The sequence below is a fragment of the Ancrocorticia populi genome, from assembly GCF_003123745.1.
GTDB classification, from domain to species: domain Bacteria; phylum Actinomycetota; class Actinomycetes; order Actinomycetales; family Actinomycetaceae; genus Ancrocorticia; species Ancrocorticia populi.
In genome coordinates, this window is record NZ_QETB01000002.1 from 58,107 (window position 1) to 83,019 (window position 24,913).

21 protein-coding genes and 1 tRNA gene are annotated in these 24,913 nt (G+C 59.0%); 18 read left to right on the top strand and 4 right to left on the bottom strand.

The window, feature by feature from the left end; genetic code table 11:
* Positions 1–5: 5 nt before the first annotated feature.
* Entirely contained in the window at positions 6–1,424 is a 1,419-nt protein-coding gene (xylB, locus tag DD236_RS05290; RefSeq protein ID WP_109093350.1) for a xylulokinase, read from the bottom strand.
* A gap of 89 nt (positions 1,425–1,513) precedes the next feature.
* Positions 1,514–2,353 (bottom strand): RecB family exonuclease, encoded by an 840-nt coding sequence (locus DD236_RS05295; RefSeq protein ID WP_109093351.1) that lies wholly within the window; start codon positions 2,351–2,353, stop codon positions 1,514–1,516.
* Positions 2,354–2,394: 41 nt separating this feature from the next.
* On the opposite strand from DD236_RS05295, the gene DD236_RS05300 reads away from it, so the two are divergent.
* The 6 genes from DD236_RS05300 (at position 2,395) to DD236_RS05325 (ending at position 9,151) form a co-directional block, all read left to right on the top strand.
* A complete protein-coding gene (locus tag DD236_RS05300) occupies positions 2,395–3,429 on the top strand; it encodes a tRNA (adenine-N1)-methyltransferase (RefSeq protein ID WP_109093352.1) in 1,035 nt (344 codons plus the stop codon).
* Positions 3,430–3,498: 69 nt separating this feature from the next.
* A complete protein-coding gene (arc, locus tag DD236_RS05305; protein ID WP_109093353.1) occupies positions 3,499–5,151 on the top strand; it encodes a proteasome ATPase in 1,653 nt (550 codons plus the stop codon).
* Positions 5,152–5,160: 9 nt separating this feature from the next.
* On the top strand, positions 5,161–6,753 hold the full coding sequence (gene dop, locus DD236_RS05310) for a depupylase/deamidase Dop (RefSeq protein ID WP_109093354.1): 1,593 nt from the start codon (positions 5,161–5,163) through the stop codon (positions 6,751–6,753).
* A 9-nt stretch (positions 6,754–6,762) separates the two neighbouring features.
* Positions 6,763–6,942, top strand: coding sequence for a ubiquitin-like protein Pup (locus tag DD236_RS05315; RefSeq protein WP_109093355.1), 180 nt, complete (start codon positions 6,763–6,765; stop codon positions 6,940–6,942).
* Positions 6,943–6,956: 14 nt separating this feature from the next.
* Entirely contained in the window at positions 6,957–8,315 is a 1,359-nt protein-coding gene (gene pafA, locus DD236_RS05320; RefSeq protein WP_109093388.1) for a Pup--protein ligase, read from the top strand.
* Between the two features lie 2 nt (positions 8,316–8,317).
* On the top strand, positions 8,318–9,151 hold the full coding sequence (locus tag DD236_RS05325; protein ID WP_109093356.1) for an FKBP-type peptidyl-prolyl cis-trans isomerase: 834 nt from the start codon (positions 8,318–8,320) through the stop codon (positions 9,149–9,151).
* On the opposite strand, the gene DD236_RS05330 is transcribed toward DD236_RS05325, so the two are convergent.
* Positions 9,129–9,704 carry a nucleoside/nucleotide kinase family protein gene (locus DD236_RS05330; RefSeq protein WP_133246061.1) on the bottom strand — a complete coding sequence of 192 codons (576 nt, stop codon included), beginning with the start codon at positions 9,702–9,704 and terminating at the stop codon, positions 9,129–9,131. The genes DD236_RS05325 and DD236_RS05330 overlap by 23 nt on opposite strands.
* Positions 9,705–9,752: 48 nt before the next feature.
* Between DD236_RS05330 and hisF the strand changes: the two genes are divergently transcribed.
* From hisF to DD236_RS05390, 12 genes are all read left to right on the top strand, one after another.
* Entirely contained in the window at positions 9,753–10,523 is a 771-nt protein-coding gene (gene hisF, locus DD236_RS05335) for an imidazole glycerol phosphate synthase subunit HisF (RefSeq protein WP_109093358.1), read from the top strand.
* 2 nt (positions 10,524–10,525) lie between these two features.
* On the top strand, positions 10,526–10,891 hold the full coding sequence (gene hisI / locus DD236_RS05340) for a phosphoribosyl-AMP cyclohydrolase (RefSeq protein WP_109093359.1): 366 nt from the start codon (positions 10,526–10,528) through the stop codon (positions 10,889–10,891).
* The gene (locus tag DD236_RS05345) at positions 10,891–12,477 is read left to right on the top strand and encodes a chorismate-binding protein (RefSeq protein ID WP_109093360.1); all 1,587 of its coding nucleotides are present in this window, start codon (positions 10,891–10,893) and stop codon (positions 12,475–12,477) included. The genes hisI and DD236_RS05345 overlap by 1 nt, the downstream gene beginning before the upstream one ends.
* Positions 12,474–13,292 carry an indole-3-glycerol phosphate synthase TrpC gene (trpC, locus tag DD236_RS05350; RefSeq protein WP_109093361.1) on the top strand — a complete coding sequence of 273 codons (819 nt, stop codon included), beginning with the start codon at positions 12,474–12,476 and terminating at the stop codon, positions 13,290–13,292. Before DD236_RS05345 ends, trpC begins: the two co-directional genes overlap by 4 nt.
* Position 13,293: 1 nt before the next feature.
* The gene (trpB, locus tag DD236_RS05355; protein WP_423716458.1) at positions 13,294–14,517 is read left to right on the top strand and encodes a tryptophan synthase subunit beta; all 1,224 of its coding nucleotides are present in this window, start codon (positions 13,294–13,296) and stop codon (positions 14,515–14,517) included.
* A complete protein-coding gene (gene trpA / locus DD236_RS05360; RefSeq protein WP_109093363.1) occupies positions 14,514–15,305 on the top strand; it encodes a tryptophan synthase subunit alpha in 792 nt (263 codons plus the stop codon). Before trpB ends, trpA begins: the two co-directional genes overlap by 4 nt.
* Positions 15,302–16,258, top strand: coding sequence for a prolipoprotein diacylglyceryl transferase (gene lgt / locus DD236_RS05365; protein WP_109093364.1), 957 nt, complete (start codon positions 15,302–15,304; stop codon positions 16,256–16,258). Before trpA ends, lgt begins: the two co-directional genes overlap by 4 nt.
* A gap of 102 nt (positions 16,259–16,360) precedes the next feature.
* Complete coding sequence (gene gltB, locus DD236_RS05370; RefSeq protein ID WP_109093365.1) at positions 16,361–20,851, top strand: glutamate synthase large subunit; 4,491 nt, start codon at positions 16,361–16,363, stop codon at positions 20,849–20,851.
* Positions 20,844–22,268, top strand: a complete 1,425-nt coding sequence (locus tag DD236_RS05375; protein WP_109093366.1) for a glutamate synthase subunit beta — start codon at positions 20,844–20,846, stop codon at positions 22,266–22,268. Before gltB ends, DD236_RS05375 begins: the two co-directional genes overlap by 8 nt.
* A 67-nt stretch (positions 22,269–22,335) precedes the next feature.
* Positions 22,336–23,763 (top strand): pyruvate kinase, encoded by a 1,428-nt coding sequence (pyk, locus tag DD236_RS05380; RefSeq protein ID WP_109093367.1) that lies wholly within the window; start codon positions 22,336–22,338, stop codon positions 23,761–23,763.
* Positions 23,764–23,768: 5 nt separating this feature from the next.
* Positions 23,769–23,852, top strand: a tRNA-Leu gene (locus DD236_RS05385).
* Positions 23,853–23,916: 64 nt separating this feature from the next.
* A complete protein-coding gene (locus DD236_RS05390; protein WP_109093368.1) occupies positions 23,917–24,522 on the top strand; it encodes an ANTAR domain-containing response regulator in 606 nt (201 codons plus the stop codon).
* Here the strand turns inward: DD236_RS05390 and DD236_RS05395 are convergent.
* Complete coding sequence (locus tag DD236_RS05395; protein WP_109093369.1) at positions 24,519–24,893, bottom strand: PaaI family thioesterase; 375 nt, start codon at positions 24,891–24,893, stop codon at positions 24,519–24,521. The two genes, DD236_RS05390 and DD236_RS05395, sit on opposite strands and share 4 nt — an antisense overlap.
* Between the last annotated feature and the right edge of the window lie 20 nt (positions 24,894–24,913).

A 24,913-nucleotide genomic window follows, 5' to 3' on the forward strand; every position in this document is an offset into this window, starting at 1 on the left:
TGGGCTTATACGCCATAGATAGATGCTCTCCCAGCGAGGTGCTGGTCCATGATGATGGGATGATGCTCTGCCTGCGGTAAATCGGCGCTCTCGGGGCGCCACCCGGGGAAATCTCCCGTAAGCGTTGCAACAGCCTGCTTGGCGGCACCCAGAGCAACATATTCGCCCGACTCAGGCAGGCAGATGGGAAGCGAAACAATCTGGGGAAGAATCTGCGCCACGCCCGCAGATTTAGCAGCACCGCCAATGAGAAATACCTTATTGACCGGAACATCCAGATCAATGAGCGCATCAAGCATGGCAACCTGAGAACACAGCATTCCTTCAATCGTTGCCCGTGCTAGATGGGCCGGTGAGGTGTTGGACAGAGACATCCCCAGCAAAGAAGCACGAGCTTGCGGCAATGCCGGGGTGCGTTCCCCCTCGAAGTATGGCAGGAGGGTAAGACCGTCACTTCCCGGGGCTACCGTAGTGGCCATTTCGGCAAGCTGATCATGAGTAACACCCAGCAGGCTAGCTACCACATCCATGTCACGGGCAGCATTAAGGGTTGCGGCAAGGGGCAGGTGTTTCCCCGTGGCGTCGGCGAACCCCGAGATCACGCCCGAGGGATCGTGAATCGGGTCAGGAGCTGGCGCGAACACAGTTCCAGAGGTTCCAAGAGATAACCCAACGTCACCGATTTCTAGGCCAAGGCCAAGGGCAGCTAGCGCATTATCCCCGCCGCCAACACCAATCGGGATGCCCTCTGGTATTCCGGGAAGTCCCGCCGCGGTGTGACCAGCAATATCCGTGGGCCCTAGAACGCGTGGTAGTTGCGCGGAATGCCCAAGAGCCATCTCGAACAGATCAGTGCAGTAGTCTTCCGTAGCACCAGACCAATAAGCAGTTCCCGAGGCATCGGACCTATCGGTGCTGAGATCCTCGGCCCTGAAATTGCCGGGGCCACCACCTGTTAACCGCCAAGTCAGATAATCATGCGGCAACACAACTGCTTCGGTGCGTTGTGCATTTTCTGGCTCATTTTCGGCCATCCACCGGATCTTCGTGATGGTAAACGACGTAAGCAGGGCAAGGCCGGTGCGCCGAATCCATTCGTCTTTGCCGAGTTTTTCGGTGAGGCTATCAACTTGAGGATGCGAGCTCGTATCGTTCCACATCAGCGCATCGCGCACTACGTTGCCTTGCCCATCAAGAGCCACCATGCCGTGTTGCTGACCACCAACGGAAATGGCGGAGACATCTTCAATCCCACCGGCGTCTTTGACCGATGCAAGGAGCGCGTTCCACCATTTCACCGGGTCAACGGCGGTTCCTGGCGGATGAGGGGCCGAGCCTTGCCGGAGTATCTGACCAGAATCAAGATCGGTGACAAGGACCTTGCAGCTTTGGGTGGATGAATCGAATCCTGCAACCAGCGTCATGTATATTCCTCACGTGATTTACGTGTCTCACGACACAATTTGGGGCCAGCTTACGCATCGCGTACCACGGCTTCAAGGGGGCCGTATGCTCAGCGAGGTGTGGCCGTTGATGCCTTCGCGGTGAGCAACTTGGATACGCCGGACTCATCGATGGGAGGTGCCTGCCCGCCAAATGCGGGGCAGAATTCCTTGAACTTGCACCAGTTACACAATGGCGATGTTTTGGGTTCAAAGTGACCGGTGTCAATCCGCTCCTTGATGGCCGACCAGGTTGAATCCAGTTCGAGGGCTAGTGAATCGACATCCGCGGGCACCGGATCGTAGGTAAGAGTGCGGCCATCCTTGAGGTAGATCAATTGGGTGCGGGCCGGCAGCGATCCGCGTGAGATAAAAAGTGCGGCCGCATAGAACTGCATTTGGAAGATGGCTTCGTGCTGGAATCGCGGGCTCGGGGACTTACCGGTCTTGTAGTCCACAACCCGCAGCGCGCCATTAGGAGCCTTGTCTATACGATCAATAATCCCGCGGATGTGCAGACCGGAGGGCAGCGTTGCGTTCACGAACGTCTCCCGTGCATCGGGTTGGAGAAACTGAGGGTTCTCCATCGTGAAGTAGTTTCCAATGAGTGTGCGGGCGCTGGAGAACCAATCGTCGAATGTGGCCGAATCTTCGAAGAGCTGCTCATCTTCTGGAGATTTCTCTACATGCTCCTGCCACTGAGGCTCAAGAAGGCTCTGAGCAGCTTCCTCAGTTCGCTGCGCGGGATCCGCGTCAAAGAGGTGCTCTAAGACGGCGTGCACGAGCGTGCCCCGCAACGCCTCAACCGATGGTGGTTCGGGCAGACGATCGATTGCGCGGAGCCTGAACAGTAGCGGGCATTGGCGAAAGTCCTTGGTGCGTGACGGCGAAAGCGCGGCATGGAAACTCATGGTGCAAGCCTAACGCGCGCCTCCCACTACAATTGGGAGTCATGAGTAGTGCAGAGCTTCGTCGCGGGCCTTTCCGAGCCGGTGAACGCGTCCAGTTAACCGACCCGAAGGGACGCCAGTACACTATATCGCTGACGCACAAAGGTTTCTTTCAATCAACCCGCGGCTCCTTCCGGCACTCCGAGCTGATCGGAGCGGACGAGGGAACGGTGATCGAGGCGGGAGAAGGCAGGCGTTTTTTGGCGTTGCGCCCGCTGGTTTCGGACTATGTGCTTTCCATGCCTCGGGGCGCCACGGTGATCTATCCCAAGGATGCTGCCCAGATCGTCCATACGGCGGATGTTTTCCCCGGCTCACGTGTATTCGAGGCGGGACTGGGATCTGGGGCGCTCACACTCTCGTTGCTGGGGGCGGCCGGCTATGAGGGCCATGTGCTGTCCGTGGAACGCCGCTCGGAGTTTGCGGAGATCGCGCAGGGCAACGTCACGTCCTGGTACGGCGCCAATGTCCCTCCTTGGAGTGTGGAGATCGGTGAAGCGGACGAGGCACTGGCTAGCCTTCCGCAGGATGATCGCGATCAGGTGATGCTGGACATGCTGGCGCCGTGGGAGATGCTTGAAGGTGCCGCGCACGCGCTGCGCCCCGGAGGCGTCATATTGGCCTATGTTGCAACTACTACCCAGATGTCCCGCTTCGTCGAGGAACTGCGGGACAGTTCGAATTTTACGGAGCCGGTAGCCTCCGAGACCCTCGTGCGAACGTGGCATCTTGACGGTTTATCAGTGCGGCCGGATCACCGAATGGTCGCCCACACCGGCTTCCTCGTGGTGGCGCGTAGACTATCCCCGCAGTCTGACCCGCTAGTCCTCTCGCGGCGGCCAGCCAAAGCTGCTCATTCCGAGCCACTGGCGTGGGAAGAAGAGATTGGTGAACGCGCGATCTCTCCGAAAAAGCTTCGGCGCGTCCGGCGCGATGTTGCTCATCGAGCCGATGTCGAGGAAACGGGTGAGTCAGATCCGGGAGCGCACGGGAAAGCCGTAAGCGAAAGGATTGAAGCTGAGTTGCGGGATAGATAGTGTCATTCAGACCACGGCAAGAACGTTGCCCATGTTCTAAAGTGAGACGACAGTCAACGAAAGGCAGTGATGAGCCAGCCAGGTCCAAGCGAACTTTATGAGCTTCGCCAGCAGGTTATTTCCCTCGAGGAAAAGAACGAACGGCTCTCTTCCTCGCTCGTCGCGGCCCGAGATCGCCTTCAGGATATGGGCGAACAACTCACCGCGTTGTCGCGGCCACCTGCATCCTTCGGCACGTTCATTGTTGCCCGCCACGAAGATCACTCAGTGGATGCGCTGGTGGGCGGGCGAAAGATGAACCTTGCGGCAAGCTCTCGTGTGGATCTACGCGATTTGCGGCCGGGCCAAGAACTCCGGCTCAACGAGCAGTTGGTTGTAGTGGGAGCGGCTGGTTACGAGGATACGGGCTCGATCGTTCAGATTGAGCTGGTGATTGACGAGCAGCGGGTGTTGGTTCGCATCCATCAGGACGAATCCCGGATCGTTCACATAGTGGGGAGACTGGATCCCGATAGGTTGCGAGTGGGCGACACGATGCTGGCTGATCTGCGCAACGGCTTCATCTTGGAGCACGTGGAGCGTCCCGACGTTGAGCACCTTCTGCTCGAAGAGGTCCCAGATGTCTCCTACGAAGATATCGGCGGCCTTGGCCCTCAGATCGAGCAGATTAAAGACACCGTGGAGCTGCCCTTCGAGCAGCCGGAGCTGTATCGTGAGCATGGCCTCAAGCCGCCGAAGGGAGTACTCCTGTACGGCCCTCCTGGATGCGGAAAAACCCTCATCGCCAAGGCCGTCGCGACATCTTTGGCGCACAACGCGGCGGCGAGGTCCGGCGCGGAAACCGCTCGCTCCTACTTCTTAAACATCAAGGGGCCTCAGCTACTGGATAAGTACGTGGGCGAAACTGAGCGTCAGATCCGTGAGATCTTTTCTAGGGCACGGGACCGGGCCGCCCATGGTATTCCTGTGGTGATCTTCTTCGATGAGATGGAGGCCCTGTTCCGGACCCGCGGATCGGGTATCTCCTCGGATGTCGAGACCACCGTTGTGCCGCAGCTCTTGGCGGAGATTGACGGCGTAGAACAACTCGATAACGTGATCGTGATTGGCGCGTCTAATCGTGAGGATATGATCGATCCGGCGATCCTGCGCCCGGGCAGGCTGGATGTAAAGATTCGGATCGAGCGTCCGAAGTACGAGGGATGTGTGGATATCCTCGCGCGGTACCTCACGAGCTCGTTGCCGATCCACGAAAAGGAGATCGAGCGTTACGGTAGCACCGAGGAGGCAGCTTCAGCGCTGCGCAAGGCGACCGCCGATAAGCTTTTCGCTCACGAGCCGGAAAACGAATACGTTGAGGTGCATTACGCCAATGGTGAGCGTGAAATCCTCTACATTGACGAGTTCGTTTCCGGTGCCATGATGGCTGCGATTGTTGATCGGGCCAAGAAGCACGCCATCAAGGATCTGCTCTCCACGGGGGAGCGCGGGCTCAAGATCGAACACATGCTTGCCGCTACCGCTGAAGAGACCCGGGAAAACGAAGAGATTGCCACCATCACCAATCCCGACGAATGGGCCCGTGTGAACGGCCGGTCCCGCAGCGAACGGGTCACGATGGTACGCCCGATTGGTGGCGGTAGCCCGCTCATAGCTAGTCCAGAGGCCTCCGGCCGCGGAGTTAACGAGTGGAACAATGTCATTCCCGATGAGCTGATCTGAGGAGTTTTCATGACGGCCAAACGTATTATCGGTATGGAAACAGAGTATGGAGTTTTGGAGCCTACCGATCCATACGCGAACGCGATCGAGCTATCGGCCAATATTGTGGAGGGCTACGCCGCGGCCGGCTCATCCGCGGGGGGACGTGGAGGAGTCCAGTGGGACTTCCACGGCGAGGATCCCCTCAACGATGCCCGCGGCTACCGCCTAGAACGCGCCGCTGCCCATCCCTCCCAGCTCACCGATGACCCTAATCAACTTGCCCCATCGGGGACCTATCTCCAAAACGTGGCGCGGCCCCGGGAGGGAGAATACGTTCACCCTCGTGCGGCCAACGCGGTACTAACCAATGGCGCGCGCCTGTACGTGGATCATGCTCACCCAGAGTATTCCTCCCCGGAAACCTCGAATCCTCGGGAAGCGGTGTTGTGGGATCGCGCGGGCGAAACTGTCATGCGCGAGGCGATGGACTTCGCCAAGCGGTCGGGCCGCGAGATCTTGCTCTATAAGAACAACGTGGATGGCAAGGGCGCGGCATACGGCTCCCACGAGAATTATCTGATGCGCCGCGAGGTGGCATTTGCGGATGTGATTCGCTATATGACGCCATTCTTCGTGACCCGTCCGATTATCTGTGGCACCGGCCGTGTAGGCCTTGGCCAACGGAGCGAGGGCGCGGGCTTCCAGATTTCCCAGCGCGCTGATTACGTGGAAAACGATGTTGGCCTAGAAACCACCTTCAACCGCCCGATAATTAACACCCGGGACGAACCCCACGCGGACGCCGCTAAGTGGCGCCGCCTCCACGTAATTGGGGGAGACGCGAATCTGTTTGATGTGTCCAACCTGCTGAAGGTTGGAACCACCTCGCTCGTGCTATGGCTCTTGGAAACTGGCGAGATTCCACTGGATCTTGACTCCCTTATGTTGGATGATCCGGTTACGGCAACGTGGATTGTTTCCCAAGATCCCAGCCTTAAGGTCAAGCTGGAAATGCATGACGGATCGGAGCGCACGGCACTCGATATCCAACAGGTTTACCTTGACGTGGTCCGCGCGGCGATCGAGCGCAGGGGAGAGCCTGATTTCGATACGACGGAGATCCTCACTCGATGGCAGGAAGTGCTCGACGCTCTGCGCACTGATCCCTTCTCCGCCAGCGGTCAAGTTGAATGGGTTGCCAAGTACCAGTTGTTGGAGTCGATGCGGGCCCGCAGTGGACTGACCTGGGATAACGATAAACTTCGTGCCCTCGATCTGCAGTGGCACGATCTGCGCCCGGAGCGCTCTATCGTTGCGCGGCTCGATGCAGCTGGCAAGATCGAGCGTATATTCTCTCCCGGAGAGGTGGCCTACGCGGCCTATCACGCTCCTGAAACAACACGGGCGTACCTGCGAGGTGGCCTCATCGAGAAGTATCCCGATAATGTGTCCAGCGCCGGATGGGATGGCATTACTTTGGATATTCCGGGTTATCAGGACCTTGTTCGCATACCCACGCCACGCCCAGCTCGAGCTATCTATGAGCTGATTGGCCCGATGCTCGAGAACTCGACGTCCATCGAGGATTTCCTCGTCCGCCTTACAGGCACCCATAGCTAGGAGAAAAGCATGTCAAGTCAAGAATTTGCACAACCGCGCCGCCAGCAGGAAGAGTCCGTTCAGGAGGAGCTGCCACAGGCCCAGGTACAGAACGTTCAGGTAGATTCCCTGCTCGATGAGATCGATTCGGTTCTTGAGACGAACGCTTCCGCGTTTGTTCAGGGCTTCGTTCAAAAGGGCGGACAGTGATTCCACGTCGCGTCATGGGTATCGAGACGGAGTATGGGATCACCTGTGCTTCGATGAATGGTGGCACCCCGCCGCTCGATCCCGAAGAGAGTGCTCAGCGCCTGTTCCGGCCTGTCATCGCGCAGAGCCGTTCGACGAACACATTTCTGGGTAACGGCGCGCGGCTGTACCTCGATGTAGGTTCTCATCCCGAATACGCAACCGCAGAGTGCGATTCGGTTGATGACCTCCTCGCCAACGATCGGGCTGGCGAGCTTCTCTTTGCGGATTTGGCGGCTCAGGCGAACACCTCGCTTGAATCCGAGGGGCTAGCTGGCCGGATCCACCTCTTCAAGAACAATTTGGATGCGGAGGGAAATTCATTCGGTTGCCACGAAAACTACTTGGTACGCCGCCGTCCGGACTACCGCTCGCGTATTTCCTCCATGGTTCCCTACTTCGTGACCCGCCAGATATGTACGGGTGCAGGGCACCTTGCGAGGGGCGCTGGTGGGTCCGTACGTTACGAGTTTTCCCAGCGCGCCCGGCAGATGTGGGACGCCATTTCATCTGCCTCCACGCGTTCACGTCCGATGATCAACACGAGGGACGAACCGCACGGTGATGCCGAAAAGTACCGTCGAATGCACGTGATCGTGGGTGATTCCAACATTGCCCAGACCACTACGGCCCTTAAAGTTGCTGCCACTGAGGCGATCCTCATCATGATTGAGGACGGCGGGATCCTTCCCAACTTGGCTCTCGCGGAGCCGATGGAGGCGATCAGAGCAACAAGCGCGGACCTGAGCGGAAAGACGCCGCTGGAACTGGAATCCGGTGGAACCACCACCCCCATTGATATCCAGCGTAGAACCCGGGACGCCGCGCTCAACCACCTTGATCGCAAGGGGTATGAGCTAGACGAAACACGCACGTACCTCTTGGATCTATGGGGACGGGCTATCGACGCCGTGGATTCCGGTGACTACTCGGGAATTGTCACGGAGATCGATTGGGCGGCAAAGCTTAACCTATTCTCGCGGTACTGCGATCGCGGCGGGCTCACGTTCGCCGATCCGCGGATCGCTCGCCTGAACCTCGCCTACCACGACATTACGGCCAATGGCCTTCGCGGATCGATGGAACAGGGCGGTCTTTTGCGTACTCTCCTTCCTGAAGGCATCGCAGAGCGCGCCATGACGGTGCCACCGCAGACCACTCGTGCAAAGATTCGTGGCGAGTTTGTCTCGCGGGCACAAGATGGACGCCGTGATTATATGGCGGACTGGATGAACCTCCGGCTCATGGAGGCTCAGGGTGCCCGAAGCGTTGTTCTCAAGGATCCGTTTGCCACGGTGGATGAGGCCGCCGATTCTTTAATGGCGGAGATCTAGCTGTGCAGCGGCTGATCCTCGCCTTAGTTCTGGTGCTGGTGGGACTGACCGCCTGCTCGGGTGATCAGCCCCTAGACGTGACGGTCAATGGAAATTTCGGCGCCCCCGTCACGATCTCCGTGGCGGGTTCTGCCGCCCCGGAAGCCGTCACGAAAGATGTGTTGATCGAGGGCGACGGCCGAGCCCTCGAAGAAGATTCGTATGTGCTGATGCGCGCCACCTCCTTCGATTCGCGTGATGGTTCGATCATTGACTCCTACAACACGGGCGCGGTGCGCCTGACCACCGTGGATGAGAAGGGGCTGGGAGAACTCTCTTCTCAAGTAGCTGGCGAAAAGGAAGGCACTCGGCTCCTGATCACGCGCCCAGGACTGACCAGCGGGGCTGAGGGAGCAGAAATCGTCGTCGTCGATCTCCTTCCCACCACCGCTCAAGGCGAAGATATCTCAATACCAGACCCGAAACCCAAGGGGATGCCGAAGCTCACTGAAGCTCGTGGAACAACGCCCGGCATAGCATCTGGCGGGGGAGAGATCCCCGATCTCGAGGTAGTTCCCCTTATTCAGGGGGCCGGAACTCAGGTGGATGCCACGGACACGGTGATCATGCAATACCTCGTGGCCGATTCTAAGGGCAAGGTAACGGAATCTTCCTGGCAGGACAGTGGACCCATCTCCGCGAATCTTCAGGACGTCATGACGGGCTTGCGTACTGGGATCACCGATCAAAATGTGGGTTCGCGACTGGTAATTCTTGTGCCAAGCGCCCAGGCCCGAGGCGATGGCGACTTGGTGATCATCGTGGACATTCTGGCTACGATCCAGACAACTCACTAACCCGCCACGTGGCGTGGGATGCACTATCCCACTGCTCAAGTAATTCCGTGTGCTGAGTTTCCCACATATCCCACCACGAATCGGGCGATCCCTCCCGGCTGGTCACGCGCTGTTTGCGCAGCTCCTTCGGCGCATCCAGCCAGATCGAGCCATCCAATAGCGGGGCGAGGGCGCGGCTCGAAGACCCACAACCAACAAGGAGCATGACGGAGGCGATGCCGCGAGCGGGCACACGTTCAGCTTGGCCCCATGCTTCAGCGTGCCAGTCCCACACCGGGAGCTCGCAAGCTCCAGCCGCCCGGAACTGGGGAATCGGGCCCCGGGCGAGGTCGCGAAGGCCGGAAGCGAGTCCCGCCCATCCCTCAATGTGGCTCTCCACTTCTACACGGCACACCGAATACTTGGACGCGAGCTCCTTGGCTAGCTGCCCTGCCAATGTGGTCTTCCCCGATCCCGTCCGCCCATCGATAGCGAGCACGGCATGGCGCGGAAGAGTGGTGGCGCCCAGCGCGTTGGCGATTAAGGGGGCTGCCTGAGAGCTGGACGCGAACATGCCCACCAGCATATCCGGGGTACCCTATCCTAGGACGAAAGGAGCGCGATGAGTCCCGCCATACGTGTAATTCCATGCCTTGATGTCTCGGGTGGCCGAGTTGTCAAGGGTGTCAACTTTAGGAATCTGAGGGATGCCGGAGATCCCGTGGAACTTGCCAGACTCTACGACGCCCACAGGGCGGACGAAATCACCTTTCTAGACGTTTCTGCCACGGCAGATGGACGCGGAACCATGCTGGATGTTGTGGGTCAGACGGCCGAGCAGGTGTTTGTCCCTCTCACGGTAGGCGGAGGCATCCGCAGCGTTGAAGATGTGCGGGTGCTCTTGGAAGCAGGAGCGGACAAGATCGAGATCAATAGTGCGGCAGTGGGGCGCCCGGAACTCATCACAGAGATCGCGGATCAGTTCGGAAACCAAGTGGTGGTTCTGTCCGTAGACGCCCGGCGAGTTACCGGCGATGCCTGCACGCCATCCGGCTATGAAGTGACCACACACGCGGGAAAGCGCGGCACAGGAATAGACGCGCTGGAGTGGGCACACCGGGGCCAGGAACTGGGAGCCGGGGAGATTCTCCTCAACTCGATGGACGCCGATGGGACCGAATCCGGGTTTGACCTAGAGATGACTTCTCGTGTGCGCGAGACGATGCGCCTTCCGCTCATAGCTTCCGGTGGGGCGGGTAAGGTCGAGGATTTTGCCGAGGCCGTTCGCGCCGGGGCAGACGCCGTTCTTGCCGCGTCCGTGTTCCACTTCGGCACGTTAAGCATCGCGCAGGTCAAGGAGCATTTGGCCAGCGAGGGATTCGAGGTGAGGTGACGATGTCAGATAACTTGCCAAACGGTTTGCGGGAACGTTTGCAGTTCGATCAGGCTGGGTTGATTGCCGCGGTAGTTCAGGATGCCGAAAACGATCAAGTACTGATGGTGGGCTATATGAACGATGTGGCGCTGGCCCGCACGCTTTCTACTGCTCGGGTCTGGTTCTGGTCCCGCTCTAGGCAAGAATATTGGCGCAAGGGGGACACCTCCGGCCACATCCAGCTTGTGCAGTCAGTGCGGCTCGATTGCGACGGGGATTGTATTTTGGTTCGCGCCATCCAAGTGGGGGCAGCGTGCCACACGGGTACGCGCTCATGCTTCGAAGCGGGCGGGGAGATTCCGGCCGTCGTGGGACAGGCGGAGTAATGGCACCAACTTGGGGCAGCGTATGGCCGTCGCGTGAGGAGTTCGGCGAGCTCGCTCGGGGCCGCAGAGTTATTCCGGTGGTCAAGAAGCTGCTGGTGGACGATCCCGGGCCCGTTGGTATTTACCGCCGCCTTGCTCAGGGAACCGGCACCTTCATTCTGGAATCCGCCGAGTTCGATGGCGCATGGACCCGCTGGTCTTTCGTGGGCGTGCGGTCGCAGGCCCAACTCGTGGCGCGGGCAGGGGTGGCCGAATGGATCGGCGAGGTTCCCCAGGGCCTGAAACTATCCGGGACCACAACGGAGCTTCTGGATTCAGCGCTGGATGAGCTGCATACTGAATCGATTGGCGGGCTCCCGCCGCTCACCGGTGGGCTCGTGGGTGCGCTCGGATGGGACACGGTGTTCGATTGGGAGCCGAATCTGCGGCGTTCCGCCCCGGCCGAACTGGACACACCGGACGCGGTTATGTGCCTCGTGACTGAAATGGTGGCGGTTGATCACCATGAGGGAACGATCTGGCTTATTTCCAACGCGGTGAACTCGAATAATCGCGAGACCGGGGTGGACGAAGCATACGATCGGGCCGTGGCTCGATTGGGTGAAATGGAGGCGGCGCTAGATCGCCCGGAATCTCTCCATGCCGTGGGCGTGGGCGGCGATGAGGCCACTGACCCGGTCCTACGGACGCCGCAACCATTGTATGAGGATGCCGTACGAGCGGGTAAGGAGGCGATCAGAGATGGCGAGGTATTTCAGGTTGTACTTTCTCAGCGAGCTGATATCACCTGTGATGCCGATCCGCTGGACGTCTATCGAGTTCTTAAGACCATCAATCCAAGCCCCTACATGTACTGCCTCAAACTGGCAGATGGGACGGACGAAGGGTTCGCGGTGGTGGGATCCTCGCCCGAAACGCTCATGCGTTTGGACGATGGGCAGCTTACCTCCTTCCCGATTGCCGGCTCCCGCCCCCGGGGGGCAACTCCCAGCGAGGATCGGGATCTAGCCGATGAACTGCTTGAAGATCCCAAGGAGATCGCGGAACACGTAATGTTGGTGGATCTAGCACGCAACGACCTCGCCAAGGTGTGCCAGCCCGGAACGGTGGAAGTTGTGGAGTTCATGGAGGTTAAGCGCTTTAGCCACATCATGCATATTTCCTCCACGGTTACCGGCGAGCTTGCGCAGGATAAGACTGCGGTTGACTGCTTGGCGGCAACCTTCCCCGCGGGTACTCTCTCGGGTGCGCCAAAGCCGCGGGCGATCGAGCTGATTGACAGTTTGGAAGTAGCACGCCGGGGCATCTACGGTGGGGTCATCGGGTACTTTGATTTTTCAGGCAATGCGGACCTGGCCATCGCCATTCGAACCGGTGTGCTTTCCCATGGGAGGGCATCCGTTCAGGCGGGTGCTGGTATTGTGGCCGATTCGGTGCCCGAGACGGAGTTTATTGAGACTCGGAATAAGGCGGCGGCTGCCGTTCGTGCAATTCAGATTGCTGGAACGCTGGGCGCCGGTGGACACAGCGGTGAGAAGGCAGGGCTCTCACGATATGGTGAAGCCCTAGGGATGGAGGAAGCATGACAGTGCTCGATGAAATCATCGCTGGCGTGCGCGAGGATCTCGCGCTACGCGAAGCCCGTGTGAGTCTTGATCAGCTTAAGGAACGCGCCTCTCGGATCCCCAGCGCCCGGAACGCAGAGGCGGCGCTTCGCGGAGGGGAACACCGCAGTGTGACGATCATTGCTGAATGCAAGCGTTCCAGCCCATCTAAGGGCGCCCTTGCACAGATCGCTGACCCGGCTGCCCTTGCCGCATCCTACGAGGCAGGCGGTGCCGCGGCCATCTCCGTGTTGACGGAGGAGCGGCGCTTTAAGGGCTCTCTGGCAGACCTGGACAAAGTACGCGCAGCCGTGGATATACCGGTCTTGCGCAAGGATTTTGTAGTAACTCCCTATCAGATATGGGAGGCGCGCGCCCACGGTGCGGATATCGTTCTTCTCATCGTGGCTGCCCTTGAACAGACAGTCCTCACCTCCTACATCGAGCGTGTACATTCCCTCGGGATGACTGCCCTAGTTGAGGCCCACGATCGGGACGAAGCCCTGCGGGCTATCGATGCCGGCGCACGGGTGATCGGCGTAAACACCCGCGATCTCAAAACACTGGATGTTGACCGTGGCGTGTTCGAGCAGGTTGTTGACGTGCTACCGCACGATGTTATTCGCGTGGCCGAATCTGGGGTGCGCGGAACGCAGGACGTTATGAACTATGCGCGCTGCGGCGCCGACACCGTGCTGGTGGGCGAAGCGCTTGTGACAAGCGGCGACCCTGCGGCGTCTATCCGTGACATGGTGGCCATTGGCCAACACCCATCACTCGATGCAATGGAGAGGTAACGTGAGCGAGACACTCAGTGGCGTGAATGGGCCGTACTTTGGAGAATTCGGAGGTCAATACCTGCCGGAAGCCCTGATGACAGCGCTCGATGACCTAACGCAGGCCTGGGACCTTCTCAAGGTGGATCCGCAGTTCCGTAGCGAGCTTGATCATCTCAATCGCACGTATTCAGGGCGTCCCTCGATTATCACCGAGGTTCCAAAGTTTGCCGCGCACTGTGGCGCCGCCCGCATCATCCTCAAGCGCGAGGATCTGAACCATACCGGTTCACACAAGATCAACAACGTACTGGGGCAGGCGTTGCTGACGCGTTCCGTTGGCAAGACGCGAGTGATTGCCGAAACTGGGGCGGGGCAGCACGGCGTTGCCACGGCTACGGCCGCTGCGCTCCTTGGGCTGGACTGCACGATCTACATGGGCGCAGAGGATGTGCGCCGTCAGGCGCTGAACGTGGCTCGCATGGAGCTTCTGGGTACGAAGGTTATCTCCGTGACCGCCGGATCGGCCACGCTCAAGGATGCCATCAATGAGGCGTTCCGCGATTGGGTAACCAACGTGGATACAACTAACTACATTTTCGGCACAGCCGCCGGGCCACATCCGTTCCCAAGTTTGGTGCGCGACCTCCAGAAGGTCATCGGCGAGGAAGCCCGCGCTCAGGTACTAGAGCTAACAGGGCGGCTTCCGGATATGGTGTGCGCCTGCATTGGCGGCGGTTCGAATGCAATTGGTATGTTCAATGCGTTCTTGGATGATCCATCCGTTCAGCTATATGGATTTGAGGCCGGGGGATCGGGAATTAGTTCCGGGCGGACGGCTGCGTCCATAAACGCCGGCAGTTTGGGTGTATTCCAGGGCTCGAGAAGCTACCTGATGCAAGATGAGGACGGCCAGACGATCGAGTCCCACTCCATTTCTGCCGGGCTGGATTACCCGGGCGTTGGGCCCGAGCACGCTTGGCTTTCAGAAATTGGGAGGGCCGAGTATGTTCCGATTGACGACGACGACGCTATGGAGGCCTTCCGGCTTCTCTCTCAAGAAGAGGGGATTATTCCCGCGATCGAATCGGCTCACGCGTTGGCGGGAGCCATTCAACTTGGACAGAAGGCGCAAGAGGCCGGCGAATCTCCGACGATTCTGGTGAGCCTGTCCGGGCGCGGCGATAAGGACGTATCCACGGCGATGGATTACTTCGGCATTGAGGGAAAGGGAGTGGAACTGTGAGAACAGGTGAAGCGATTGATGTTCGCAAGGGCGAAAACACTGCCGCCTTCATCGGATACCTCCCAGCAGGCTTCCCCGACGGCGCGAGAAGCGTCCGAGCCGCGCAAGAACTGGCGAAGGCCGGAGCAGACATTATAGAGATCGGCCTGCCATACTCCGATCCGACGATGGACGGCGGAACCATTCAGGTGGCTGGCCAACGGGCCTTGGCTAATGGGTTTCGGGTTCGGGATGTTTTTGCCAACGTGGAGGCGGTTGCGAACACCGGCGCTGTCCCGCTCATCATGACGTATTACAACCTGATCTTCCGGTATGGCGTTCAAGACTTCGCTCGCGACTTCGCCAGTGCCGGGGGAGCCGGGCTGATTACCCCCGATCTCATTCCCGATGAAGCAGGCGATTGGATCGCGGCATCGGACCAATACGATCTGGACCGGATCTTCCTCGTGGCCCAGTCTTCTCGCGATCGGCGCTTGGCCGCGACGGCCGCGGCTTCGCGCGGATTTGTTTATGCCGCCTCAACGATGGGTGTGACGGGTACGCGAGACTCTATCGATGAAGGGGCACGCAAGCTCGTTGAGCGCACTCGCGCGGCTGGGGCCGAGAGAGTCTGTATGGGTATTGGAGTGTCCACGCCCGCTCAGGCGCGTGAGGTAGCGGCATACGCCGATGGTGTGATCGTTGGATCTGCGATGGTCCGATGCCTATTCGAGGAGGATGAGCCAACCGCGCTGGCCTCGCTGCGTGAGACCGCAGAACAGCTAGCGGCTGGAGCACACGGGGAATGAGACTATCTATTCCATCGCCCGCCCAGGCTGAATGGTCGATCGGCCCGTTCCCTCTGCGTGCCTATGCCATCGCGATCATCCTCGGCATTGTTGTCGCATGGTGGATGATGGATCGGCGGTACCGCAAGAAGGGCGGACCGGACGAGGTCAGTATCGATATCGCGATTTGGGCCGTTATCTTCGGTATCTTGGGCGGACGTATCTACCACGTCATCACCGATTACCAACTCTACTTCGGAGAGGGCAAGGACCCGTGGCGCGCCTTCTACATCTGGGAGGGCGGCCTCGGAATTTGGGGAGCCATCGCACTCGGAGGAGTAGGTGTATTCATCGCGATGAGGCGCAGAGGGCTTCGGATGCTGCCCATGGCGGACGCGTTAGCACCGGCCCTATTAGTTGCGCAGGCCCTCGGTAGATGGGGGAACTACTTCAATCAGGAACTTTATGGAAGCCCGACTGACGTGCCTTGGGCTCTTGAGATTGACCCTCAACATATTGTGGGGGGATACCCCGCCGGGACTACTTTCCACCCTACCTTCCTTTACGAATCGCTGTGGTGCCTCGCGGGGGCAGCGCTCCTGGTATTGATCGAAAAGCGCTTTGACCTAGTGGCAGGTCAGCTCTTTGCTGCCTACGGGATGGTTTACACCGCGGGCCGAGTATGGATAGAGATGCTGCGCATAGATAACGCACATCACATTTTGGGACTTCGTCTCAATGTATGGACTTCCCTCATCTCATTCTGTGTCGCAGCGGCAGCGTTAGTGATCCTGCGCAGGCTCTACAAGAAGAACCCCGAACGCAATGACATCTGGCTGAGCCAAGAGGCCCGAGAAAAGTTTGAAGCAGCGCGGGTTGCAGCCGGATCGGGCGGGGACTCCGAAGAGAGCACGGAAAGCCCCAGTGGGCACGGCGAAGGAGAAGGGCCCACGCCCTCCGAAACAAAACCGTAACTTTCCTGAAACTGTTTTGACTCTGTTCAGAATGCGGGCAGCCATTTGAGATGGCCTGCCCGCATTATTTTATTGCCTTGTTACTTAGTGTCAGGAGGCGTAATGAACGGGTTATATCGTCCCGAGTATGAGCACGATGCGTGTGGAGTTGCCTTTATTGCAGATCTCCATGGGGATCAGTCACGATCCGTCGTTCAAATGGGCATCACCGCGCTTGAGAACTTGGACCATCGTGGTGCGGTAGGCGCTGAGGAAAACAGCGGCGACGGCGCGGGCATTCTAGTCCAGGTACCCGACGAATTCATGCGTGCAGCCGTGCCCTTCGAGCTTCCTGAACTCGGAGCCTATGCCGTGGGTATGGCCTTTCTTCCTGCAGTTGGCGAGCGCTCCGGGACGGTTGCACAGATCGAGGAGATTGCCGCGGATGAAGGCCTAGAGGTCCTTGGCTGGCGCACTGTACCGGTGGATCCTTCCATGATCGGCCCCACGGCGCTTGGCTCCATGCCCACCTTCCGCCAGATATTTGTCCGTGATGTGCACGGGAGCTCGGGTATCGAGTTGGACCGGAAGGCGTTCCGGCTCCGCAAACGCGCTGAGATCGCCGGGACCTACTTCGCCTCGCTTTCCTGCCGGACCTTGCTGTACAAGGGCATGCTCACCACGAAACAGCTCGAGCCTTTCTTCCTAGACTTACAGGACTCCCTGTTCGCCTCGGCTATCGCGGTTGTACACTCGCGCTTCTCCACGAATACATTCCCGTCTTGGCCGCTCGCACAGCCGTTCCGGCTGGTTGCGCACAACGGTGAGATCAATACAGTGCGGGGCAACCGCAATTGGATGTCTGCGCGCGAGAGCGGAATGTCCAGCGAGCTACTTGGTGATATAAGCCAGCTTCTGCCCGTCAACTCGATGAGCGCATCCGATTCGGCCAGCTTCGATGAGGTCTTGGAACTCTTGCATCTGGCTGGGCGCTCACTGCCTCACGCCGTACGGATGATGATCCCAGAGCCGCTCCATACGGACATGGATCCTAAACTACGTGACTTTTACCGGTATCACGCCACGATGATGGAGCCGTGGGATGGGCCTGCGTCCATTACCTTCACCGATGGCACGCAGGTAGGGGCCGTACTGGACCGCAACGGCCTGCGTCCGGGACGCTTCTGGGTGAGTGACTCCGGCCTAGTGGTGCTGGCATCCGAAGCTGGCGTGCTGGATATCCCCGCAGAGAATATCGTCAGGAAGGGGCGCCTTGCCCCAGGCAAGATGTTCCTCGTGGATACTCATGCTCACCGCGTGGTTGAGGACGAGGAGATCAAGGAAGGTTTGGCTGACCGCGCACCCTATGGCGAGTGGCTTGCTGAACATAGCGTTCAGTTAACTGACCTGCCGGATCGTGAATACGTGGATCACTCTCGTGCCTCGGTGGTACGCCGCCAGCAGGCGTTCGGATACACCGACGAGGAGCTGAGGATGCTCATTAAGCCGATGGCGGTCTCTGGCTCTGAACCCAAAGGTTCGATGGGTACTGACACTCCCATCGCGGTACTCTCGGAGCGCCCACGCCTCATCTTCGATTATTTCAGTCAGCAGTTCGCTCAGGTGACTAATCCGCCTCTCGACGCCATTCGCGAGAAGCTTGTGACATCGCTTGCCTCCGTGGCCGGCCCCGAACCGGATCTTCTGTCTGAGGCGCCTGAGCACGCGAGAAAGCTCATCGTTGACTATCCAGTCCTTCACTCCGATGAGCTTGCCAAGATCCGCACGATCGGGCGTTACCCAGAACAGGGCAAAGGTCTGCGTGCTCAGACCTTCTCGGGACTTTACCGAGTCTCAGGTGGCGAGGAATCGCTCAAGGGAGCTATTGATCAGATTTGCCGCGATATTGACGATGCAATTGAGGATGGCGTTGCCTTCATAGTCCTCTCGGACCGCGATTCCAGCGCTGAGATGGGGCCAATCCCTTCGCTGCTCCTCACGAGTGCCGTTCATCATCACCTTCTGCGCCGGCAAACTCGCACGAAGGTTGCGATCTTCGTAGAGGCGGGGGACGTGAGGGAAGTGCACCACGTGGCCCTTCTGATCGGCTACGGCGCTACCGCCGTGAATCCCTACCTTGCGCTTGAATCGGCGGAAAACATGGTACGCACGGGAGAGATCGCCGTGGAGCCGGAAGTAGCCGTGCAGAACGTGATTCGTGGGCTTGGGTCAGGACTCCTCAAAGTGATGTCCAAGATGGGCATATCCACAGTGGCCTCATATCGCGGCGCACAAGTGTTCCAAGCGGTTGGTCTGTCCCAAGCGGTCGTGGACCGCTACTTCACAGGTACGGCGAGCCCGCTAGGGGGTGTTGGACTGGACGTGATCGCCCACGAACTGGCGGAGCGTCACGGACGCGCCTATCCGTCGTCGGGAATATCTCCAGCCCACCGCCAACTCGAAGTTGGCGGCGAATACCAGTGGCGGCGTGAAGGTGAGGAGCACCTCTTCAACCCAGAAACCGTGTTCTTGCTCCAACACTCTACTCGGACCCAATCTTATCCACTGTTCAAAAAGTTCACGCAGAAGATCAACGATCAGGCTGAAAAGCTCATGACGTTGCGCGGCTTGTTTCGCCTTAAGGAAGGCGAACTGGATCCGATCCCGATCGATGAGGTGGAGAGCGTTGAATCCATTGTGAAGAGTTTTTCTACAGGCGCGATGTCTTACGGCTCTATCTCGCAAGAGGCGCACGAGACTCTCGCTGTGGCGATGAACCGGATCGGTGCGCGCTCGAACACTGGTGAGGGCGGCGAATTGCCCGAGCGTCTTTACGATGCCTCGCGGCGAAGCGCGATCAAGCAGGTGGCATCGGGCCGCTTCGGTGTGACCAGCGAATATCTGGTGAATGCGGAAGACATCCAGATCAAGATGGCACAGGGCGCAAAGCCTGGTGAGGGAGGCCAGCTACCGGCCCAGAAGGTGTACCCGTGGGTAGCGGAGGTTCGACATTCAACGCCGGGAGTGGAGCTTATTTCCCCGCCCCCGCACCATGACATCTATTCGATCGAAGATCTTGCTCAGTTGATTCATGATCTAAAGAACGCGAATCCGCGTGCAAGAATCCATGTGAAGCTGGTCTCCGAAGTAGGCGTGGGAACCGTGGCGGCGGGTGTAGCAAAGGCACACTCGGATGTTGTCCTGATCTCCGGACACGATGGCGGGACTGGTGCCGCCCCACTCACCTCCCTCAAACATGCCGGGGCGCCCTGGGAACTTGGTCTTGCGGAAACCCAGCAAACCTTGGTGCTTAACAACCTGCGTGACCGTATCGTGGTCCAGACCGACGGGCAGCTCAAGACAGGGCGCGACGTAGTTATCGCTGCACTCCTGGGCGCTGAGGAGTTTGGATTCGCAACGGCTCCGCTAGTTGTTTCCGGCTGCGTCATGATGCGCGTCTGCCACAAGGACACATGCCCGGTGGGTGTGGCCACTCAAAACCCGGAACTGCGCGAGCGGTTCTCAGGCAAACCTGAGTATGTGGTGACGTACTTCGAGTACATCGCTCAGGAAGTGCGAGAGATCCTTGCCGCTCTTGGGCTGCGCTCAATCGAAGAGGCAGTTGGCCGCGTAGAGCTGATAGATGCTCGGCGTGCGGTCTCGCACTGGAAAGCATCCGGGCTGGATCTAGCTCCGGTGCTGGTCAAGCCGGATTCATCGTCTACCCTCTACCAGAGCGTGGGGCAGGATCACGGACTGGATCATGCGCTTGACCAAACGCTGATCGATTCCTGCCGTGAGGCCTTGGAATACGGCCAGCCCGTCCAGTTGGACCTACCTATTCATAACGTCAATCGGACCGCCGGAACTATGCTGGGCTACGAGCTGACGCGGAAGTATAGGGGAGACGGCCTGCCGCCGGCAACAATTGATATCACCTTGAGGGGGGCGGCCGGGCAATCCTTCGGGGCCGTGCTGCCACACGGAATTCGGCTAACCCTCATCGGTGAGGCTAACGATTACGTGGGCAAGTCGCTCTCCGGGGGAGTGATCGCGATTCGCCCGGATGGGCAGAGCCCGTTTGTTGCCGAGGAACAGGTGATCGGAGGCAATGTGATTGGTTACGGTGCCACCTCGGGATCGATTTTTGTCAGAGGTCAAGTGGGTGAGCGCTTCGGGGTACGAAACTCCGGCGCCACGCTTGTGGCTGAGGGCGCTGGTGATCATTGCGCCGAATACATGACCGGCGGTGTGCTGGTTGTGTTGGGGCAAACCGGGCGGAACTTTGGTGCCGGAATGTCCGGCGGTGTCGCATACGTGTGGGACTTCGATTCGCGCAAGCTCAACCCTGAAGCTGCGGCCGACGGGCAGTTCATCGAATCCGGCCTTAACGCGGCGGACCGCGAGCAATTAACGGCAATCCTCACAGAGCACGTCAAGCTGACAGGCTCAGAGCCTGGCGAACGGGCAATGGCAGACCTGTCGCGGTTTACCAAGCTAGTACCGCGCGAGTATTCGCTGGTTACGGCTGCGCTTGAAGACGCACGAATTAAGGGCTTGGATATCACCAACGCCACAGTATGGAGCGACATTATGGAGGCTAGTCATGGCTGATCCACGCGGATTTCTTAAGCATCGTCAACGCGAACTACCGTCCGAGCGCGCCATTCCCGTGCGCATCATGGATTGGAAGGAGATCGAGGATAGCAGGGTGGATAATTCCGCTCAGCTCAAGCGACAGGCATCGCGCTGCATGGACTGCGGGATACCTTTCTGCCACTTTTCCTGTCCACTCGGCAACCTAATCCCCGAATGGAATGATCTCACGTGGCGTGACGATCTACCGGGAGCAATCGAGCACCTGCACGCTACGAACAACTTCCCGGAGTTCACCGGCCGGCTGTGCCCGGCCCCATGCGAATCAGGTTGCGTACTTGGTATCAATCAGGAACCCGTCACTATCAAGGCTGTGGAGCACGCGATAATCGATGAGGCGTGGAAAGCCGGTCTTGTAGAGCCGCACGTTCCCCAATACCTGACGGGCAAGACTGTGGCGGTGATCGGCTCCGGGCCCGCGGGGTTAGCGGCAGCGCAACAGCTGACCCGTGCCGGACACACCGTGGCGGTGTACGAAAAGAGCGATGAGATCGGCGGCCTCCTGCGTTACGGTATCCCCGAGTTCAAGCTGGAGAAGGCGGTTCTGGACCGCAGGCTGGACCAGATGCGGACGGAGGGAACCGTGTTCTACACCGGGGTTGACGTTGGTGGAAAGGTCAACGCCCGCGACCTTCTTCAGCGTTACGACGCAGTGGTGGTTGCCGCCGGCACGCCGATGGCTCGCGAGCTTCCTGTCCCAGGGCGTCAGCTGGACGGAATCCATCAAGCGGTCGAGTTCCTGACGGATTCGACACGCCGGGTTCATGGCCTTCCCGATGTGGGATTGACCGCTGAGGACAAGGACGTGGTTGTCATCGGGGGTGGTGATACCGGTTCCGACTGTATCGGTACGTCCGTCCGGCAGGGCGCGCGTAGTGTGACGTCGCTCGAGATCATGCCCCAGTTGCCGAGCGAACGCCCGGATAATTGGCCTTGGCCCACTTTCCCGAAGCTCTACAAGGTCTCCACCTCCATGGCTGAGGGAGGCACTACTCTCTACTCCACGGCTACCGTTGAGTTCGTGGGGGAGGACGGGGTTGTGAGTCACCTTCGTATTAAGACCGACGACGAAGAGCGGCTCATCCCCGCGCAACTCGTGCTGCTTGCCATGGGATTCCTTGGAGTTGCGAAGGAAGGCATGGTGGAACAGCTTGGCCTGACAACGGACGAACGTAACCGGGTTGAGCGCGGCGCCGATTTCTCTACGGCAACTCCCGGCGTGTTTGTGGCGGGGGATGCTGGCCGAGGGCAGTCTCTTATCGTGTGGGCAATCTCCGAAGGGCGGGCAGCCGCGGCTGGCGTGGACAAGTACCTTCGTGGGTCAACGTCACTCCCCACACCGGTTCAGGCTCAGGACGTTTCTCTCATGCTGTGAGCCGGTGTGTCTGGTACAACCAAACAACACCATTCCTTTGATTGGTACCTCAGGTAGGATATACACCATGCGACGAGCAAAGATTGTGTGCACACTTGGACCGGCTACAACCACCCAAGAGCAAATTCTAGAGTTGGCCCGAGCGGGCATGAACGTAGCTCGAATCAATGCTTCCCACGGCTCCCATGCGGAGCATGAGGAGCGCATTCTTCGAGTTCGTAAGGCAGCAGAGATCATCGGGCGTCCGATCGCGGTACTTGTGGATCTTCAGGGACCCAAGATCCGCTTGGGTACGTTTGCCGACGGCCCGGTGAAGCTGAACGTGGGTGACGAATTCACCATCACCACCGAGGATGTCCCCGGCACAAAGGAACTCGTCTCTACTACGTTCAAGGGCCTGCCGGGTGATTGCAGCCCCGGTGATCGTATTCTCATCGACGATGGCAAGGTCGCGGTTCGCGTCGTTTCCGTTGAGGGTCCAGAAGTTCACACGGTTGTTGAGGTTCCCGGGCCCGTCTCTGACCACAAGGGTGTTAACCTGCCAGGCGTTGCAGTTTCCGTTCCTGCGCTGTCCGAGAAGGACCGTGAGGATCTGGACTGGGGGTTGCGTTTCGGATGCGACATCGTGGCACTCTCGTTCGTCCGGGATGCCAAGGACATTGAAGATGTCCACGAAATTATGGATTCCGTTGGCGTGCGCCGCCCGGTTATCGCGAAGATTGAGAAGCCGCAGGCTGTAGAGAATCTCGAGGCGATTGTTCGGGCATTCGACGGGATCATGGTTGCCCGTGGAGATCTTGGCGTTGAGGTTCCGCTAGAGCAGGTACCGATCGTTCAGAAGCGCGCGATTGATCTGTGCCGCAAGAAGGCGAAGCCGGTTATCGTGGCCACGCAGGTGCTCGAATCGATGATTGAGAACCCGCGCCCAACCCGCGCCGAGGCTTCTGACTGCGCAAACGCCATCATCGATGGTGCCGATGCTGTGATGCTTTCTGGCGAAACATCGGTTGGCCTGTACCCGATCGAGTGTGTGCAGACAATGGCGAACATCATTGCCTACTCCGAGGAGCACGGGCTTGAGCAGATCGCCGAACTTGGGAATCTGCATCGCACCCGTAACGGCGTGATTACGCGTTCCGCCATGGAGATCGGTGAAGCACTTGGCGTGAAGTATGTGGTTGTTTTCACCCAGTCGGGGCAGACTGCGAGGCGTGTAGCGAGGCTTCGCGCCCGTTTGCCTCTGCTATGCTTCACTCCGGAACCTGATGTACGTAATCAGCTGGCGTTGACGTGGGGCGTTGAGACCTTTACGGTTCCTCACGTGCTTCACACAGATGATATGGTAGGTCAGGTTGATCATCTCCTCCGTGAGATGAACCTTGCTGAAGATGGCGATCGTATCGTTATCGTGGCTGGGATGCCCGCTGGTGTGATTGGTTCTACCAATACCATCCGCGTGCATAAGATGGGCGAAACGCTAATCCGTTACGCCTAGCATCAGCTCCTGTGGTGGAATTGGTAGACACACTGCACTCAAAATGCAGCGCCCTTGCGGGCATGCGGGTTCGAGTCCCGCCGGGAGCACTGCCCTTCTTTTGAAGGGGATTATGTGAATGACCGTAGGCAGCTGCCGGTCAAAGGAGACGTTATGGCACAGGAAGCAGACGAGGCCACACAAGGCGCTCGCACTCTGGTTGTTGAAGATGAGACCCTTATCCGTTTGGATATCGTCGAAACGCTCGAGGGCGCTGGCTACGAGGTAGTAGGTCAGGCAGGCGATGGTGAACAAGCCATTGCGCTAGCTGACGAACTGGACCCCGAGCTCATCGTAATGGACGTCAAGATGCCGGGGATGGACGGCATTACTGCCGCCGATCGGATCTTGGAAACGCACAATTGCGCGATCGTCATGCTCACGGCATTCTCCCAGAGCGAACTCGTTGATCGTGCACGCGATGCCGGGGCGATGGCCTACGTGGTCAAGCCCTTTACACCGGCTGAACTGATCCCTGCGGTGGAGATCGCTGTATCTCGTGCCAAGGAAATGGTGGCGCTGAAGGATGAAGTTGCCAACCTGACTGAGCAATTCGAAACCCGTAAGCGCGTGGACCGCGCCAAGGGCCTGCTCGAAGAGCGTATGGGACTCAGCGAGCCAGAGGCGTTCCGATGGATCCAGAAAACGTCGATGGATCGCCGGCTCACCATGCGCGAAGTGGCAGACGCCGTTATCGAGCAGGTTGGCCGCGCCGACTAACTTATGAACACGTTGGTCATTCGGCCAACGGCTGTGAGTTCACCAGATTCGTCCCGAATTTCCACCTGCGAGCAGATCGAGGAACGGGCTTGGGCCAGTACGGTGGCGGTAGCTGTTACAAGCCCTTTCTTTGCTCCGCGTAACTGAGATACGTTCAACTCTGTGCCCACAGGGATCTTTCCCTGTGGAGCTCTTTGGATCGCAAGGACCGAAGCGGCTTCCTCAACTAGTGCGGCGTTGGCGCCACCGTGCATCAGACCTGCGGGCTGACGGTTTCCCTCCACCGGCATGGCCATGATGACCTTATCGTCCGTTACGGATATAGCGGTCATGTTGAGGCGTTCAGCGAGTTCTCCGAGGTTGCTTACCATGAGTTAATAGTAGGCTAGGG